The organism is Rhodocista pekingensis (genome assembly GCF_042665545.1).
In the GTDB taxonomy this organism is placed as follows: domain Bacteria; phylum Pseudomonadota; class Alphaproteobacteria; order Azospirillales; family Azospirillaceae; genus Rhodocista; species Rhodocista pekingensis.
The window spans coordinates 781915-797478 of sequence record NZ_JBHTCM010000010.1; the positions used below are offsets into that span (position 1 = coordinate 781915).

Consider the following 15564-nt stretch of genomic DNA (forward strand, 5'->3'; position numbering starts at 1 on the left):
GCGCCCCTGTCTGCCAACACTGCATGCACGGTCTGCGCCGCACGCAAGACGGGCGGGCTCGGACCGTTGGGAATGCATGGCTGTGACGCCATGGCCGGAAGGTGGATGCGCCGTGGGGACGGCGGTCACGGCTCCGGCCCGGCGGCAGGGGAAGGGCAGCCGGCCGCGCGCCGGACCACCTCACCCCTACCGCCGTCGCATCGACCCAGAGACGAATCGACCCGGGCCCATTCACCCGGACCGGAACGGCCCTGACCGGGCCGCCATTCCGGCCGGCGCGGGGGCCGGACAGCACACCGGGCGGGGGTGACGGCATGACCGATCGTCGGAACGGGACCATCCTGGGGCTCCAGCGGCCGGGGAACGGCTCACACGGAGCGGAAGCTAGGGCAACGGATACCGGAAGCACGATCGACCGCCGCGGCCTGCTGAAAGGCCTCTCCCGACTGGCGCTGGGCGCCGCGGCCACGCTGGCCGTCCCGGGGCTGATCGCCGCCCCGGCCATCGCCGCCCCGTCGTCCGCCGCCGCCAAGCGCCGCAGCCTGGAATTCCGGCACCTGCACACCAACGAGCGCCTGCGCGTCACCTACTGGTCGGAGGGCCGCTACCTGCCCGACGCCCTGGTGGACGTGAACCATGTGCTGCGCGACTGGCGCACGGGGGAGGTGGGCGACACCGACCCCGGCCTGCTGGACATCCTGTTCAGGATGCAGCAGCGCCTGCGCACCACCGAGCCGTTCCAAGTCATCTGCGGTTACCGCTGCCCGCAGACCAACGCCATGCTGGCCTCCCGGTCCGACGGGGTGGCGACCAAGAGCCTGCACATGCTGGGCAAGGCCATCGACATCGACGTGCCCGGCCGGCAGCTCAAGCAGATCCGGCAGGTCGCCCTGGACCTCCAGATGGGCGGCGTGGGCTACTACCCGAAGTCCGGCTTCGTCCACGTCGACACCGGCCGCGTCCGCCACTGGGGCTGACGCTGCGCTGACACCGGCTACCGCTGGCCTGACACCGGCCACGTCGGTCCGGCGGAACACACCTGACAGGTCTTGAGAGATGCCCGGGGCACGGCCCCTGCCCCGGCCTTCCGCACCCGGCGGACGGGCATGCCATCCGCATGCCCGCATCCCGCCCGGTCAGAGTCCGCCCGCTACAGGGCAACCGGCGCGAAGGGCGTGCGGTCGGGGCTGCCGGGGGCGAAGCGCCAGACGGGGCGGGTGCCCGGCCGGTCCATCGCGGGCAGCGCCAGCAGGCTGGAATTGGTGGTGCCGAAGCCCACCGGGGTGACGACGCACATCGCCCCGCGCGGGCCGGCGTCGCCGTCCCAGATGCGGCTGCCCAGCAGCGCCTCCCAGCCGGACCAGTCTCCCGCACCGGAATCGGGATCGGGCGGGGGGGCCGCCTGGAACAGCGGCCGGAAGAAGCGGATGCGCGGGCTGTCCGCGGCGTCGTTCAGGTCGGCCGCCGTCACCATGGACAGCCCCTCGAGGATCGGCTCCACCCGGACGCGCCCGCGGGGCCGCTCGCCCCGGTGGGACTCGCCGCGGTGGGACAGGAAGAAGGCGTCGCGGTTGTCCGCCAGCACCAGATTGAAGGGACGGTAGGCGCCGACATCAAGGTGGGAGAGCGCCCGCGCCGCCGCGTCCGCGTCTGCATGGTCCAGCGCCTCCAGCACCAGTTCCCCGCGGGAGCGCTTGCCGTCCTCCCGGCCCAGCGTGCCCTCACGGTTCAGGATGCAGGCGACGAGCCCGGCATCGTTCAGCCCCATCCAGGAGCCGCCGGCCGCCTCGTCCAGCCCGGCAACCACGTCCTCCCGGTCCGGCCAGTGCCGGGCGGGGGGCTTCCACGGACGGTCCAGCCTCTCGTCCCGGTTGGCGCCGAGTACGACCGGCCAGGGATGGCCGGGGCGCCGGAGAATGACGACACTGCACATGGCTCTCTGTTAACGTCTCTGTGTTAGCGTGTCTGCGACATTACGACGACGTTGTTGAAAAGTAGCGCTGGCCGATATCCCAGTATATAAGGCCCGCTCGATGTCCGGACAGCCGGGCTCGATGCTCCCCCCACACCGACGCCTGAGATTTCACGAGGTATGCGATGACCACGTTCGACGAGCGCGAACAGGCCTTCGAGAACAAGTTCAAGCACGACGAGGAACTCCAGTTCCGCATCTTCGCCCGCCGGGCCAAGCTGATCGGCCTGTGGGCGGCGGAGCACCTCGGCCTCGACGGTGAGGATGCGGCCGGCTACGCGCGGCAGATCGTGGATGTCGACTTCGCCGAGCCCGGCCACAGGGACATCCTCCGCCACATCCACGCGGACTTCCAGGCCAAGGGCGTGGACATCTCCGAGCACCGCATCGAGAAGGAGATGGAGACCCTGCTGGAAGAGGCCCGCAGGCAGATCTACGAATCCTGAGCCGGCGCGCCCCCGCCCCGGGCGGGGGCCGCACGCGGCCGGCCCACGGTCGGCCGTATCCGCGGACAGCCGGAGCCGGATCATCCGCCGGCGGTCGCGGAACGTAGATCACAGGATCGCAGGTCACGGGATAGCAGGTCACGGGATCGGGGCGCATCGCAAAGGGCGGTTGCCATCGCAACCGCCCTTCGTCGCGTCGCGGTGCCCTGATTTCCTACCCCGTCGTCGCATCGGAAGGGGGCATCGCCCCCCTTTGCGATGCCCCTATTCGGCGGCGGCCAGCCGGCGCGTGCTGCGCACGTCATGCCGGCGGATGAAGGCCCGCACGCGCGGCTCGATCTCCTCGCGCCAGCGGCGGCCGTTGAAGATGCCGTAGTGCCCGACGCCCTTCTGCATGTGGTCCACCTGCATCTCGTCGGGGATGCCGGAGCAGAGCCGGTGCGCGGCGATGGTCTGGCCGGGGGCGGAGATGTCGTCCAGCTCCCCCTCCACCGTCATCAGGGCGGTGCGGGTGATGGCGGACGGGGTGACGGTCATGCCGCGCCAGGTCATCTCCCCCTTCGGCAGGGCATGGCGCTGGAACACGGTGTTGACGGTCTGGAGATAGAACTCCGCCGTCAGGTCCAGGACCGACAGGTACTCGTCGTAGAACTTGCGGTGCGCCTCCGCACTCTCCCCGTCCCCGCGGACGAGGTGGCGGAACAGCTTGAAATGCTCGCCGACATGGCGGTCCAGGTTCATCGACATGAAGCCGGTGAGCTGGATGAAGCCCGGATAGACCCGGCGCAGCCCGCCCGGATAATAGACCGGCACGGTGGCGATGACGCTGCGCTCGAACCAGCCGATGTCGCGCGTCTCCGCAAGCTGGGTCACCTGCGTCGGCGCCGCGGTGGTGTCGATCGGGCCGCCCATCAGCACCATGCTGCGCGGCTGGCAGGGATCGTCCATCTGCGCCATCAGCGCGACCGCCGCCAGCACCGGCACGGCCGGCTGGCAGACGGCCATGACATGCACGTCCGGCCCCAGGAAGCGGATGAAGTCGATGACGTACTGGATGTAGTCGTCCAGATCGAAGGAGCCGCGGGCGAGCGGCACCATCTTGGCGTCGTGCCAGTCGGTGACATAGACGTCGTGGTTCTGGATCAACGCCGCCACGGTGCCGCGCAACAGGGTCGCGTAATGCCCTGAGAGCGGCGCCACCAGCAGCACCTTGGGATCGTCGCGGACGGCGTCGCGGGTGAAGTTCACCAGGGAGCAGAACGGCTTCTGAAGCGCCACCGTCTCCGTCACCGCGACCTCGCGCCCGTCCACCACCGTGGTCGGCAGGCCGAACTCCGGCTTCCCCCAGCGGCGGGTGGTGCGCTCGATCAGTTCGGCCCCGGCGGCGACGGCGCGGCCGAAGCGGGTGTAGGCGCCCGGATTGAGGGGATGCTGGAAGGTGGCCTGGGTCGCCTCGGCCGCGAGCCGGAGCGGCGTCAGGGCCGCATGCTGGAAATCGTAGAGCTGGTAGAGCACGTCGATCCTCTCCGTCTCACGCCGGGCCCGACCCGGGGCGTCGTCCGTTGCGACCGCATCCGCGCGGCGGGCCGCGGATTACGGACGGGGTCACCCCCTTTGATAGCATGCGACATCTTTACACAGTAGTTAACACGTCAGGGCCGGGTGTCGAGTGTCCCGACACGGTCTGGGGACATCGTCGCGCGGCCATGACCACTGTGCGGACAGACATGGGAGCCGTGCGGGGGGCCACTCAGCCGCTCCCGGTCTGGGGGATTTCGTGGATCTCCACCGGCTGGCTGGCATGGCGGGGCAGAATCTCCCGCACCAGCCGTTCGCGCTCGGCATCGCGCAGATTGACCCAGAGCAGCAGGCCGCCCTTGTCCAGATGCTGGCGCAGGGTCTGCTCCCGTTGCTCGCCGATCCAGCCGGCCAGCACCGCCCCCAGCCCGCCGCCGGCCCCGCCCCCCAGTGCGGCCGCGGCCGCCGCGGCCAGGGCCGTGCCGCCGGTGGCGACGATCGCGCCGGCGGCCAGGATGGCGCCGACATAGGCGGGCCCACCGATGGCGATGCCCTGGGCGTTGCCGACCTCCTCCGGGGCGACATAGGCCTGCCGCGGCGCGTCGGGGTCCTGCTTCGCCGTCTCCACGCGGGAGTAGACGCCGCCCAGCCGGTCGCGGATCGCCTCGTCCGCCGCCATCAGGCTCAGCTCGTGCTGGGCGAAGCCGGCCATCGCCAGATCGTCCACGGCCGCCTGCAAAGCGTCGATGCTGTCGAAGACGCCGACCGCTTCCCGCACGCTGCCGGTCCGCACGCTGCCGGTCCGGACGGTGGCCGCCGGGGCAGCCGGCGTTGTTCCGGCAGAGCCTGCGGCCGGGCGGCCCTCGGCCGGGGTCTGCGTGCCGCGGGGCGTTTCCGCCATCTCGATCCCTCCATCGTCGGTACTTTCAGGGGGGAAACGGCCGGCGCGGAGGGATGTTGCGCCGCTCCCCCATCCGGGCGGACCTGGCCGGGCAGACCTGGCCGGGCAGACCTGGCCGGCGGTGCCGGGCGGAACCGTCCAGGGCGCGGACCGGACCTGCCGGTAAATCGGCCGTTTGTCGTGGACCGCAGCCGCCGGTTTCCCTAGAAAGGACCGGGCGCCCCAGATGTGGGGCAGACCGCCCGCGCCCCTCACAATACGTCGCGTATTCCATTCATATGCCCGACGCCCTTCCCCTGACGCCGACCCCCGACGCGCGGACCGTCCTGCGCAGCGTCTGGGGCTATCCGGACTTCCGGGGCATGCAGGCCGCGATCGTGGAGCAGGTGATCGCCGGCGGCGACGCGCTGGTGCTGATGCCGACCGGCGGCGGCAAGTCGCTGTGCTACCAGATCCCGGCGCTGGTGCGGCCGGGCGTGGGCATTGTCGTCAGCCCGCTGATCGCCCTGATGCGCGACCAGGTGGACGCGCTGCGCCAGCTCGGGGTGCGCGCCGCCTATCTCAACTCGACCCTGGACTGGCGCGAGGCGCTGGAGGTGGAGCGCGCCTGCGAGCGCGGCGCGCTGGACCTGCTCTACGTGGCGCCGGAGCGGCTGGTGACGCCGCGCTTCCTGGACCTCTTGGAGCGCTCCCGCATCGCGCTGTTCGCGCTGGACGAGGCGCACTGCGTCAGCCAGTGGGGCCACGACTTCCGGCCCGAATACCTGCAATGCTCGATCCTGCACGAGCGTTTCCCCGCGGTGCCGCGGATCGCCCTGACCGCCACGGCCGACGCCCAGACGCGGGCCGACATCGTGGAGCGGCTGGGCCTGGGCGGGGCGGAGGTGTTCGCCGCCAGCTTCGACCGGCCGAACATCACCTACCGCATCCAGACCAAGGACAACGAGCGGCGGCAGTTGCTGGACTTCATCCGGCACCGCCATGCCGAGGATGCCGGCATCGTCTACTGCATGTCGCGCGGCAAGGTGGAGTCCGTGGCCCAGTGGCTGCGCGAGCAGGGCATCGACGCCCTGCCCTACCATGCCGGGCTGGAGGCGCAGACCCGCCAGGCCAACCAGGACCGCTTCATCAAGGCCGAGGGCGTGGTGATGGTGGCGACGGTGGCCTTCGGCATGGGCATCGACAAGCCCAACGTCCGCTTCGTCGTCCACCTGGACCCGCCGCGCAGCCTGGAGGCGTACTACCAGGAGACCGGCCGCGCCGGCCGCGACGGGCTGCCGGCCGAGGCGCTGATGCTGTACGGCTTCCAGGACGTGGTGCAGCTCCGCCAGTGGGTGGAGGCGTCCGATGCCCCGGCCCGGCACAAGCGCACCGAGCGGCAGAAGCTGGAGGCGCTGCTGGGCTTCTGCGAGACGGCGCGCTGCCGGCGCCAGACCATCCTGACCTATTTCGGGGAGGAGGCGCCGCAGCCCTGCGGCAACTGCGACACCTGCTTCACCCCGGTGGCGACCTACGATGGCACGGTGGAGGCGCAGAAGGCCCTGTCCGCCGTCTACCGCACCGGCCAGCGCTTCGGCGTGGGCCACCTGATCGACGTGCTGCGCGGGCTGGCGACCGAGAAGGTGGTCGAGCGCGGCCACGAGAAGCTGAAGACCTTCGGCGTCGGCCGCGACCTGTCCAAGGCGGAGTGGCAGAGCGTCTACCGCCAGCTCGTGGCGCACGGCTTCCTCTGCGCCGATCCGGAGGGGCACGGCGGGCTGATGCTGACCGAGGCGGCGACGCCCGTGCTGAAGGGGCAGGAGACGGTGCGGCTGCGCAAAGACCCGGCGGCGGAGGCGCGCCGCGCCCTGCGCCCGGGCCGCAGCGGACCGTCCGAGCGGCTGTCGCCGGCCGACGACGCGCTCTGGCACGAGCTGAAGGCGCTGCGGCTGGAACTGGCGCGGGACCAGGGCGTGCCGCCCTACGTCATCTTCCACGACGCCACGCTGATGGAGATGGTGCGGACCCGCCCGCTGGACGCGGTGGGGCTGGGCCTGCTGCCCGGGGTGGGCAGCCGCAAGCTGGACCGCTACGGCGAGGAGTTCCTGGAGGTCATCCGCCGCCACGCCTGACGCCTGCCCCCGCCGTCCGGCGGGAGCGGGCGGAGGCCCCCGGCCGGACGGCGGCAAGCAGGGGAGCGGCGCGCAGGAAAGCCGCGCCCCGGCGGGTGTCACGACAGATTCCGGATTTTTTCCCAGATGCCGGGTTGCCAAGCCCGATCGACTTTGCTACATAGCCGCCCTGCCTGCGGTGAGGCACGCCCCGATAGCTCAGCGGTAGAGCAACCGCTTCGTAAGCGGTAGGCCGTTGGTTCAAATCCGACTCGGGGCACCACTCACATCAAGGGGTTAGGGGCGTTTTCCACAGACCTGAGCACCGTTTCGGATCCCGAGACACCCCTCCAATATCCACCCAGTACCCACCGAGAGTAGGAACCGGATCTGGCGTTTAACGTAGATCGGGATGCCGCCCGTCTGTCGATGGACCGCTGATCATGACTAGCCGAGGTGCGCCGGATGATTCCGGTCACGCACGGCACCAAGGGTGCGCTCGTTGACGGCGCTGCGGCGTGACGCAACGGGGTGGTCATCCGGCTTCATCTGCCTCTGGTTCGTCTTCCCGATTCCGCGCTTGCCACTCCTTCAGCCAGATTTGCGCCTCGGCGTCGGCGGCGTCCAGGTCCGCCATGGTGATGGTCAGTTCGGCATCCAGGGCATCGGCCTCCGCCTTCGCCGCCCGCTGCCGCGGGCCGGGCGGCAGAGACTGGGCCAGCAGGCGCCAAGCATCCCGCTCCCCCCAGCCATAGGAACAGTCGAGGGCGATACGCAGCGCCGCCTCCCCATCATCCACCGCCCGGTCCTGATCCCCAAGGGCGAGCCGGACCTGCCCGCGCAGGATCAGGGCATCGGCCTGGATCAGGCGCATCTCCCGCGGGGCGGCGATGGACAGGGCCTCCTCCGCCCTGGCAAGCGCGTCGTCCAGACGGCTGAGGGCGAGGTCGACCCGGCCGGCGGTGACATGCAGCCGGGCCAATTCCACCAGCATGCCGCGCCGGAACACGCCCTCCGCCACGGCCAGCGGGGATGCTGCCTCCCCCGGCCGGTCCTGGAGCCGCGACGCCTCCGCCAGCAGGCGGTCGTAGCGGGCGGCGTCATTGTCCCAGCTATTCCGATCACTGATCGCCCGGTTGTCCCTCAGGCGGGCGACCGCCGTCTCGACCACGTCAGGCTGTCCGCCGCGAAGCATGACGTCAACCCACCGTGTGCCGCGAAGGCTATAAAGCCCGTGCATGGAGTAGCCGATAGCAATCTCCAATACATTTGCACGGGAAAATTCTATCAAACCCTGTCTCAATCTACCATCTTTTGCCAATAGTGCCGCTGTGAAACCAACATATGCGGCAGAGTTGCGAACTTCGCGGTCATCCGAAACTTTTTCGGCATGCCTGAGAGCTTCGCCACTCTTTTTGAATGCACCCTGCAGGTTTCCGAGGTCGACCTGGATGCTGCAAGCATTCTGGAGTCCGTTTGAAAGGCGCTTCCAATCCTTGCGCTGCCGATCAATATCATTCGCCTTGTTGATGGCCGCCGCCCCCTCATGAAGATCACCTAGGTAGCCCGCTGCGAATCCGAGTGCATTCCAATAAAAAGCTAAGCGTATCTCCCCCAACTGCTCAGCGCACCGGCCCTGCCGCTCAGCGTCTCCGACGAAGCCACGCGCCACGGCCCGCTTCGCCTGCGGCGCGGCGATCCACTTCAAGAGTTGGCCGTTCTCCAACCGCCCCCGGTACAGCGCGTCGGCCGCCCTGAAATCCCCGGCCGCCTGCAACAGGTCGATGGCCAGCAGCACCGGCTCCACCGCCGCCAGGGTGCGGGGCCGGTCGTCGCTGGGCGCGCCGCTGAGCAGGTCCGCCGCCCGGCCGGCGGCGCCGCTGCCGATCAGGACGCCGCGGAAATGGTCGCGCAACACGGGGTGCGCGGCATAGCCGGCCCCGTCCGCCATCGGCTCCCGCGTCAGCACGCCGTCGAGTTGCAAGCGGGACAGGGTGGTGCGCAGGGCCGAATCCGCGGGCAAGGGTGCCTCCGCATCCTCCCCGAACAGCCCGCGGGCGATGCGCAGCACGGTCGCCTCCGCCACCGGCGTGCGGAACAGGGCGACGACGCCCAGCAGCCGCACCTGGGTCGGGGACAGGCGCCGTTCATAGAAACCCAGCAGCCGGCGCAGCTTCTCGGCCAGCGGCGCGCCGGGGGCGGTGGTGCCGGGGGTGAAGACCTGATCCAGGAACCGCCGGGGCGTATCCCGCAGATCGGACGGGATCGCGTCGGCGAAGACACGCAGGCCCAGCGGGTGGCCCTGCAACGCCGCGCTGACCTCGCGCCGCTCCTCCGCGGTGCCGTCCACCTTCATGGAGCCCAGCAGATCCGCCCCCTGGTCGGGTGTCAGGCCGGGCAGTTCCAGTTGCTGGAAGCTGAGGCCGAGAAAACGGGTCAGATCGGCTAAGGTGAAGCGGCTGGTCAGCACGATCAGGCTGGAATGGTCATCCCGGCAGGCGCGGGTCAGGAAGTCCCGCAGAAGGCCGTCCAGGAAGCGGCCATGCGCCTCCTCCTCCCCCTCCTGCACCACCTCCAGCCCGTCCAGCACCAGCACCAGCGGCCGTTCCGCCAGCCGGCGGCAGGCCTCCCGGGCCAAGTCCCTGTCGCCCGTCGGAGCGGGCGATCCGAAGGTCTTGTGGGTCCAGTCCAGGAACGCAGTCAGCAGGTTGCCCGTGTCGCGGTCCTGGTAAAAGCTCCAGGCGAACAGACCCGCGAAGGGGCGGGACTGCCAGCCGGCTGTGTGTTTCAGCCAATGGCCGATCAGGGCGGTCTTGCCGGTCCCACCCACGGCGCAGAGGGCAACGGCCCTCACCCTCGGGTCCTTCACCCAGCGGTCCAGCCGCACCATCTCCTCCCCCCGGCCGGTGAAGCGGTCATCGTCGCTGGCCGCATGGACCCAGTGCTGATACAGCGTCGGCACCGCGGCGGTGGCTTGGGTCGGCGGCTTGGGCGGCTCCCGCGCGGCGAGGGCGTCGAGAAGGGTCAGCAGGGCGGAATGGTCGCGGCCCCCGTTCGGGGCCGGGTAGAACAGCGGTCGGACGTGGTAATCCTGCTCGAACGCCTCGCGCCGATCCCGCACGTCGTCGGGATCGATCGTCTCCCCCTCCTTCAGCGGCCAGCCGAGCAAGGCGATGTGCCGTGGCAAGGCATGGGCGTCCCGGAAATCCCGCAGCAATTCGCCGACCATGAAGGTGAATTGCGGGTCGTTGAAGCCGAAGCCGGCGAAGACCAGCCGGTCCTGCCCCCACAGCTTTTCAAACACCCTTTTGTACAGCCCCGGCCGGTAGGCCGCCGCATAGTCCCTGGCGTTCAGCACCGTTCCGCCCGGCTTTTGCCAATAGCCATGCAGCCACAGGATGGGGCACTCGTCCTGGAATACCTCCCCCGTATACCAGCGGTGGATTTCCCCCTCATCCTCCCAGGTGGGGGTGCCGGTGGTCAGGCATTCCTTGCGGAACTCCTGCCGCGCGAAGTCCAGGGCCGGGTCGTAATTGGTGGTGACGAAACCCTTGAACGGCCGGGTCATCAGCGCGGCATGGACCGGGGTGAATCGCTTGCCGTCGGCGCCTCGCTTCGGCCCGAAGGTCGATTTCAGGAACTGCCGGTAGCGATCGTCCCCCAGCTTGCGGAGGATGGCGTTCACACGCTGCTGCGGCGTGCTCCCGTTGTTCCGCTTCCACCGTTCTGCATCCTTCGGCTCCGCCTTTCCAACCTCTACCGCATGGTCGGCAAGCTGATCGATGAACTGGCCCCACAGGGGATAGAGCCCCGCCGAGGCGCCGGCCCCGACGAAAGCGACGGCCTCCCCGCTTCCGACCACTTTAGCCAAGTCGTCGAAGACGGCACGGTTTCCCGGCAGGGAGAGTATCTCGTCAAGGGGGGGGCATGCACGGTTGTCGCCGGGTCAGTTGATCTCCTTCGGATAGTATAACCACGCATTCGGATTACAATGGGAGAGGTCTCGAAGGATCAGCCTCCGCCCGCATACTCGCGTACGCTCACTGGCTATGGGGGCGGCACTTCCTTAGGAGGTTCACCAGGCTCGGATCACCAGCGGCCCCGCCAGCAGCAGCGTCATGCCTGCCCCCGGCTCCAGGGTGATGACGGGCAGGCGGTCCAGCAGGGCGCGGGTGGCTTGGTCGAGGGGGCGGTCGGCGGTCCGGCCGAGGATGGGGCCGATCAGGGAGCCACCGTCCGACAGGGCGGCGGTGGCGAGGTCTGTGGCGGTGCCGGCGGCGATAAGCAGGCCGGTGGACAGCCAGGGCACCTGCACCCGGCCGGGCAGGCCGGCGGCACCGGTTGTGTCGGCCGCGACGGCGGCCGGGCGGATGCTGTCGGCCCAGGGCCAGGGGCGGGTGATCACCGGGTCGGCCACGGCGATGCGGCGCCGGCCCCGGGCACTGCCGGGGGCGACGGAAAGGGTGACAGTCGACCCGGCCGGGATCGCCCGACAGGTCAGCCCATTGCCCAGCACATCCCGGGTCACCATGGTCACCAGTATACCCCCTTGCTCCGTCACCACCCGGTTCAGGGTCTGGAGCGGGATGGGTGTGCCGGCGGGAACGTGGCAGGTCGCTGCCCCCGTCACCGCTGCGGGCGTCTGGCTATGACCCCACTGACCGGCACCCCGGGTGGTGTCGGCGGTCATGCCTGCGGCCGAGTCGGGCCCCGCCATCGCTCCGGGATAGAGCCCGTCGGACCCGGCCGGGTCCCCTGGGGTCCGGCCCCCTTCCTCCTCCCTCGGGCGGGACCAGCCGCCGACACCGGCGGCGCGGGCCTGTTCGGCCAGGCGGTCGGGGGCGGCTTGGGTGGGGCTTGGCCCGATGGGCGTGGTGGGATCGAAGCGGGGGCGCGGCGGCTCCACCGGGTTTGGGGGCACGGGCGGGGCGGCCACGGCCGGGACGGACAGATCCTCGTACCGGGGCAAGGCCGGGGCGGGGCTCTGGCGGGTGACGTCCAGGGCCCGACGGGGCGGTTCGGGTGCGGGCTCCCCCGCCATCAGCAGCCAGGCGATTCCGCCCAGGGCGAGGAGACCGGCCCCGGCGGCGATGACCCGGCCGGTATGCACTCCCGCCACCGGCAGGCTGCGCCTTGCCAGCGGATCATCCGGCGGCGGTTCCGGCGGCAGATGCGGCGGACGGGTGGTGCCTGGGCCGGGGGCTTGGCCGGGAGTTTGGCTGTGAGCTTGTCTGGGGCCTGGGCCATTGCTGGGGCTGGGACCGGATCCAAAGCCGCCCCCGATATGCCCCGGCGAACCCGGGGTCCACACGCCGGAGCCGTGCAGGCCCTCGCCCTTCCGTACGCCGTCGTGACTGCCGGCGTCGTGCCCGCCCGGATCGCCGCTCATCGGACCCCTCCCTTTCCGATCACCCGTTCCGGAACCGCCTTCCCTGGATCACGCCTTCCTGAGACGCCCGTCCAGGAATCACGGGGGCTGGAACCAATCCCCACCGCCCCCATCGCCCCCGGGACCGCCGCGCCCGGCCGGTGCCCCGCCACGGCCCTGCCCCTCACGGCCGCCGGGTGATGTGGACGGATGCGCCCTCCAGCCCCAGCAGCAGGCGGGGATAGACCCCTGCCACCTGGAGCGTGTCGCCGATCCGTTGGGCCTGGACCGGCAGGGCTTCACCCCTGTCATCCAGGCGCCAGGCGGCGGGCATGCCCTGACCGCCCAGGGCCCCACCCGGCAGGTGGATCACCGTCACCGCGCCGTCGTCGCAGACCGGGGGCTGGCCGTCGGCCGTGGGCACCGGATGCCAGGGCGGCGCATCGCCGGACAGGGCATAGGCGCAGTGGCGGAGAACGGATCGGCTCTGCCGCATCAGCCCGGGGCCGCTCGCCGTCAACCCCTGGACCGGCGCCCCGGGCGAGCCCGCGAGCGGCGCCCCGGGTCCCCCTGCCCCCACCCCCACCGCCACCGCGACTGACGGCGCCACACCGCCGTTGAGTGCCGCCAGCACATCCTCCGGATAGCGCCAGCGCACCTCCACATGGTGGGTTTGGGTCCAGGTCTGGACGTCCAGATCGTATTTGCGCCGGTCGGTGAAGATGCTGACCTGGTGCTTCAGCCCGGCCCGCCGCGGCATGAAGGCCACGCATTCGGTGCGCGCGCCCTCCGGCCCGTAGGCATAGACCGCATGGGGCAGCCAGACCTGTTCCCCCGGGGCGACCACGTTCAGCACCCGCTCCCCGGGCCTGAGGCAGGCGAGGGTCTGGTTGTCCTGGGCCATGTAGACCCGGAACTGCTTGTCCGGATGATACCAGTAGGTACAGGTCTTGCCGGTGAAGCAGGTGGGCGTGGGCAGGTCCAGCCCCTCCCGGTTCGCGGCCTGCACGGCTGCCCGGGCCATGGCCCCGGTGGGCGGCGGCGGCGGCCGTTCCCCCGGCCCGGCGGCGGGCAGCGGCGTTTCCGGCAGGCGCAGGTCGGCCAGGGTCCAGACCCGCGGAACCGGGGTGGCAGGGGGTGGGGAGGCCGTGACCTTGGGCGCGCCGCCCGGTGTCGGTGCGCAGCCGACCGGAAGGAGCATCAGCCCGAGGGTGAGGACCAGTGCGGATCTCATGGCAGGCCTCCCGGATCGGTCGGGGTCGCCACCGGCGGACCGGCCCCAAGGGATGGGGCCCGCCGGGTGACGGGCAGGGGCAGGGCCGTGGCCGCAGGTTCGGAGAAGCCGGTGATGGAGACACCGTCCAGGGCCCCGTCGCGCGACATTCCATCCCGGGTGACCACCGCCGCCGCCATCAGGCTGCGTTCCACCGGCTTGAAGTCGCGGTAGACTGTTTCTGCCCACACCACGTGGAAGGAGCTGAGCCCGGTGGCGGGATCATGCTCCCGCTCCTCCAGCGCCAGATCGGCCACATCGCGGGTCCAGCCCTCGCCAGGGTCCAGGTCGGCGGCCAGCAGCCCGTCCCATTTCCGCTCCGCCCCGTCTGTCAGCCGGGCGCGGGCGGCGGCCCGGTCCCGGGCAAGGGCCACCGGGTCGGTGCCGATGGCCCGGGTCCAGCGCACGAACCAAGCGACGGCGTTCAGCCGCGTACCCTTGGTGACGGTCAGGGTATCGTCCAGCAGAACCAGGCGCTGATGGCCGGAGGCCAGTTCGTCCAGCCGGTAGACCGGCTTGTGCCGCGCCACCTCCACCAGCTGGGCGGTGAGGCGGCGGTTGTCCCAGGTCATCACCCCGCCCCAGGCCAGGCTGATCACCACCAGGGCCGCCCACCAGCGCTGCACCCGCAGCGCCTTGGCCTCCCGGCTGGCGCGGTAGGTCATGGCAGCCAGGTACTTGGAGCTGTCCGGGATGGCTGCCGCGGGCGGATCGTAGCGGTGGACGGGCCGGGTGGTCATGGGCCGGTCTCCCTGTCCGGGGAGGGGGGCGGGGCCTTGGCTGCGGCCGGAGCGGCGGCATCCTGGCTTCCGCCCCCGTTGACCCAGGAGCGTTCACCCCCCCAGGCCTGGATCAGCAGGCTGGCTTGGCCGCGGGAAAGGCCGGGATCGTAGCTCCGCCCCTGGGCCAGGCGATCCAACTCCCTCCGCTGGGCATCGGTCATGGGCCTGTCCCAGCCCTGGGCGGCCCGGGCGGCGGCCCCGGGGGCGGTGGCCGCCCCCGACATGCCGGCGGAGCCGCCGGCCGCCCCACCGGGTCCCAGGGCGGACATGATTGCGGCCGGTCCTGTCGCCCCGCTGCTCCCGGCCCCGCTGCCCATGCGCAGGGAGGAGAGGCCGGCGGCGGCACCGCCGGCAAGGCTGCCGGTGGCCATGGCCCCGGCGCGGGCCGCGACCCAGAGGGCGACCATGGCGGAGGCCCCGTCCATGATGGGCCCGCCGTTGATCAACCCGGCCGCGGCCCGCGGCGCCTTGACGGCCAGGAGGAAGATGGCGACGGAAAGCAGGGCCACGCCCAGGGCCTGGTCCAGGCTGGCATCGCCGACGAACTCGATCGTCAGCAGCATGCCGCCCGCCAGGGTGATCATCAGCCCCAGGACCAGGAGCTTGAGGGCGGATGCCGCGACATAGCCGATGGCCCGCTCCGCCACGAAGCTGGTGGGGCCGAGGACGGCGAAGGGGATGGCGAGATAGGCTGCGAGCGACAGGATGCGGAATTCCAGGAAAGCCAGGAAGACCTGGATCGCCAGGACCGCGAAGCTGACCAGCACGATCAGGGCCGCCAGCAGGAAAAGGACGATCTCCAGGAAGTTCAGGAAGAAGTCCACCGGCCCCAGCATCTCCTCGACGCGCCACATCAACGGACTTGCTGCCGACAGACCAAGGCGCGCGATAGCGCCTGGATCCTCCAAGGAGAACCCTTCCATCGGCACCAAGTCCTGCCCCTGCTCCACCGCCGCCTGCATCAGGGCGGCGGAGCCCTCGGGGAACCATTCCAGCAGCCAGCCGATCGCGGCGAACTTGATGATCATCCGGATCAGGGGACCATGGACGCGCGCCCTGCCCTCGAACAGCCAGAGGGCCAAGGCAAGGCTGTAGGACAGGGTCGCGGCCATGGTCAGCACCGCCCGCGCATCGTCCCCAAGCAGCCCGAACCCGGTCACGACAGCCCGGGTCAGTTCGTCGAGGGCGAAGGTGAGCGCGCTGGAATCCATGCC

Annotated in this window: 11 protein-coding genes and 1 tRNA gene; 4 read left to right on the forward strand and 8 right to left on the reverse strand. The window is 70.8% G+C overall.

Going from position 1 to position 15564, the window contains the following annotated elements; translation table 11 throughout:
* The first annotated feature begins 314 nt into the window (after nt 1–314).
* Nucleotides 315–977, forward strand: a complete 663-nt coding sequence (mepK, locus tag ACFQPS_RS11935) for a peptidoglycan L,D-endopeptidase MepK (protein ID WP_377359236.1) — start codon at nt 315–317, stop codon at nt 975–977.
* Nucleotides 978–1150: 173 nt separating this feature from the next.
* Here mepK and ACFQPS_RS11940 read toward each other — a convergent pair whose 3' ends face one another.
* On the reverse strand, nt 1151–1933 hold the full coding sequence (locus tag ACFQPS_RS11940; RefSeq protein ID WP_377359237.1) for an NRDE family protein: 783 nt from the start codon (nt 1931–1933) through the stop codon (nt 1151–1153).
* 164 nt (nt 1934–2097) lie between these two features.
* On the opposite strand from ACFQPS_RS11940, the gene ACFQPS_RS11945 reads away from it, so the two are divergent.
* On the forward strand, nt 2098–2418 hold the full coding sequence (locus ACFQPS_RS11945; protein WP_377359239.1) for a DUF1476 domain-containing protein: 321 nt from the start codon (nt 2098–2100) through the stop codon (nt 2416–2418).
* A 264-nt stretch (nt 2419–2682) separates the two neighbouring features.
* Here ACFQPS_RS11945 and ACFQPS_RS11950 read toward each other — a convergent pair whose 3' ends face one another.
* Nucleotides 2683–3933 (reverse strand): polyhydroxyalkanoate depolymerase, encoded by a 1251-nt coding sequence (locus ACFQPS_RS11950; RefSeq protein WP_377359240.1) that lies wholly within the window; start codon nt 3931–3933, stop codon nt 2683–2685.
* A gap of 235 nt (nt 3934–4168) precedes the next feature.
* Nucleotides 4169–4837 carry a hypothetical protein gene (locus tag ACFQPS_RS11955; RefSeq protein WP_377359241.1) on the reverse strand — a complete coding sequence of 223 codons (669 nt, stop codon included), beginning with the start codon at nt 4835–4837 and terminating at the stop codon, nt 4169–4171.
* Between the two features lie 278 nt (nt 4838–5115).
* Between ACFQPS_RS11955 and recQ the strand changes: the two genes are divergently transcribed.
* Nucleotides 5116–6948 (forward strand): DNA helicase RecQ, encoded by a 1833-nt coding sequence (gene recQ, locus ACFQPS_RS11960; protein ID WP_377359242.1) that lies wholly within the window; start codon nt 5116–5118, stop codon nt 6946–6948.
* A gap of 187 nt (nt 6949–7135) precedes the next feature.
* Nucleotides 7136–7210: transfer RNA gene (locus ACFQPS_RS11965), tRNA-Thr, on the forward strand.
* Between the two features lie 252 nt (nt 7211–7462).
* On the opposite strand, the gene ACFQPS_RS11970 is transcribed toward ACFQPS_RS11965, so the two are convergent.
* The 5 genes from ACFQPS_RS11970 to ACFQPS_RS11990 all read right to left on the reverse strand — a co-directional run bounded on the left by ACFQPS_RS11970 (nt 7463) and on the right by ACFQPS_RS11990 (nt 15561).
* The gene (locus ACFQPS_RS11970) at nt 7463–10789 is read right to left on the reverse strand and encodes an SIR2 family protein (protein WP_377359244.1); all 3327 of its coding nucleotides are present in this window, start codon (nt 10787–10789) and stop codon (nt 7463–7465) included.
* A 213-nt stretch (nt 10790–11002) separates the two neighbouring features.
* A complete protein-coding gene (locus ACFQPS_RS11975) occupies nt 11003–12046 on the reverse strand; it encodes a TrbI/VirB10 family protein (RefSeq protein WP_377359246.1) in 1044 nt (347 codons plus the stop codon).
* Between the two features lie 433 nt (nt 12047–12479).
* Entirely contained in the window at nt 12480–13529 is a 1050-nt protein-coding gene (locus ACFQPS_RS11980; RefSeq protein ID WP_377359249.1) for a TrbG/VirB9 family P-type conjugative transfer protein, read from the reverse strand.
* Nucleotides 13526–14308, reverse strand: a complete 783-nt coding sequence (locus ACFQPS_RS11985; RefSeq protein ID WP_377359250.1) for a hypothetical protein — start codon at nt 14306–14308, stop codon at nt 13526–13528. The genes ACFQPS_RS11980 and ACFQPS_RS11985 overlap by 4 nt, the downstream gene beginning before the upstream one ends.
* Entirely contained in the window at nt 14305–15561 is a 1257-nt protein-coding gene (locus tag ACFQPS_RS11990; protein ID WP_377359251.1) for a type IV secretion system protein, read from the reverse strand. Before ACFQPS_RS11990 ends, ACFQPS_RS11985 begins: the two co-directional genes overlap by 4 nt.
* Nucleotides 15562–15564 lie beyond the last annotated feature (3 nt).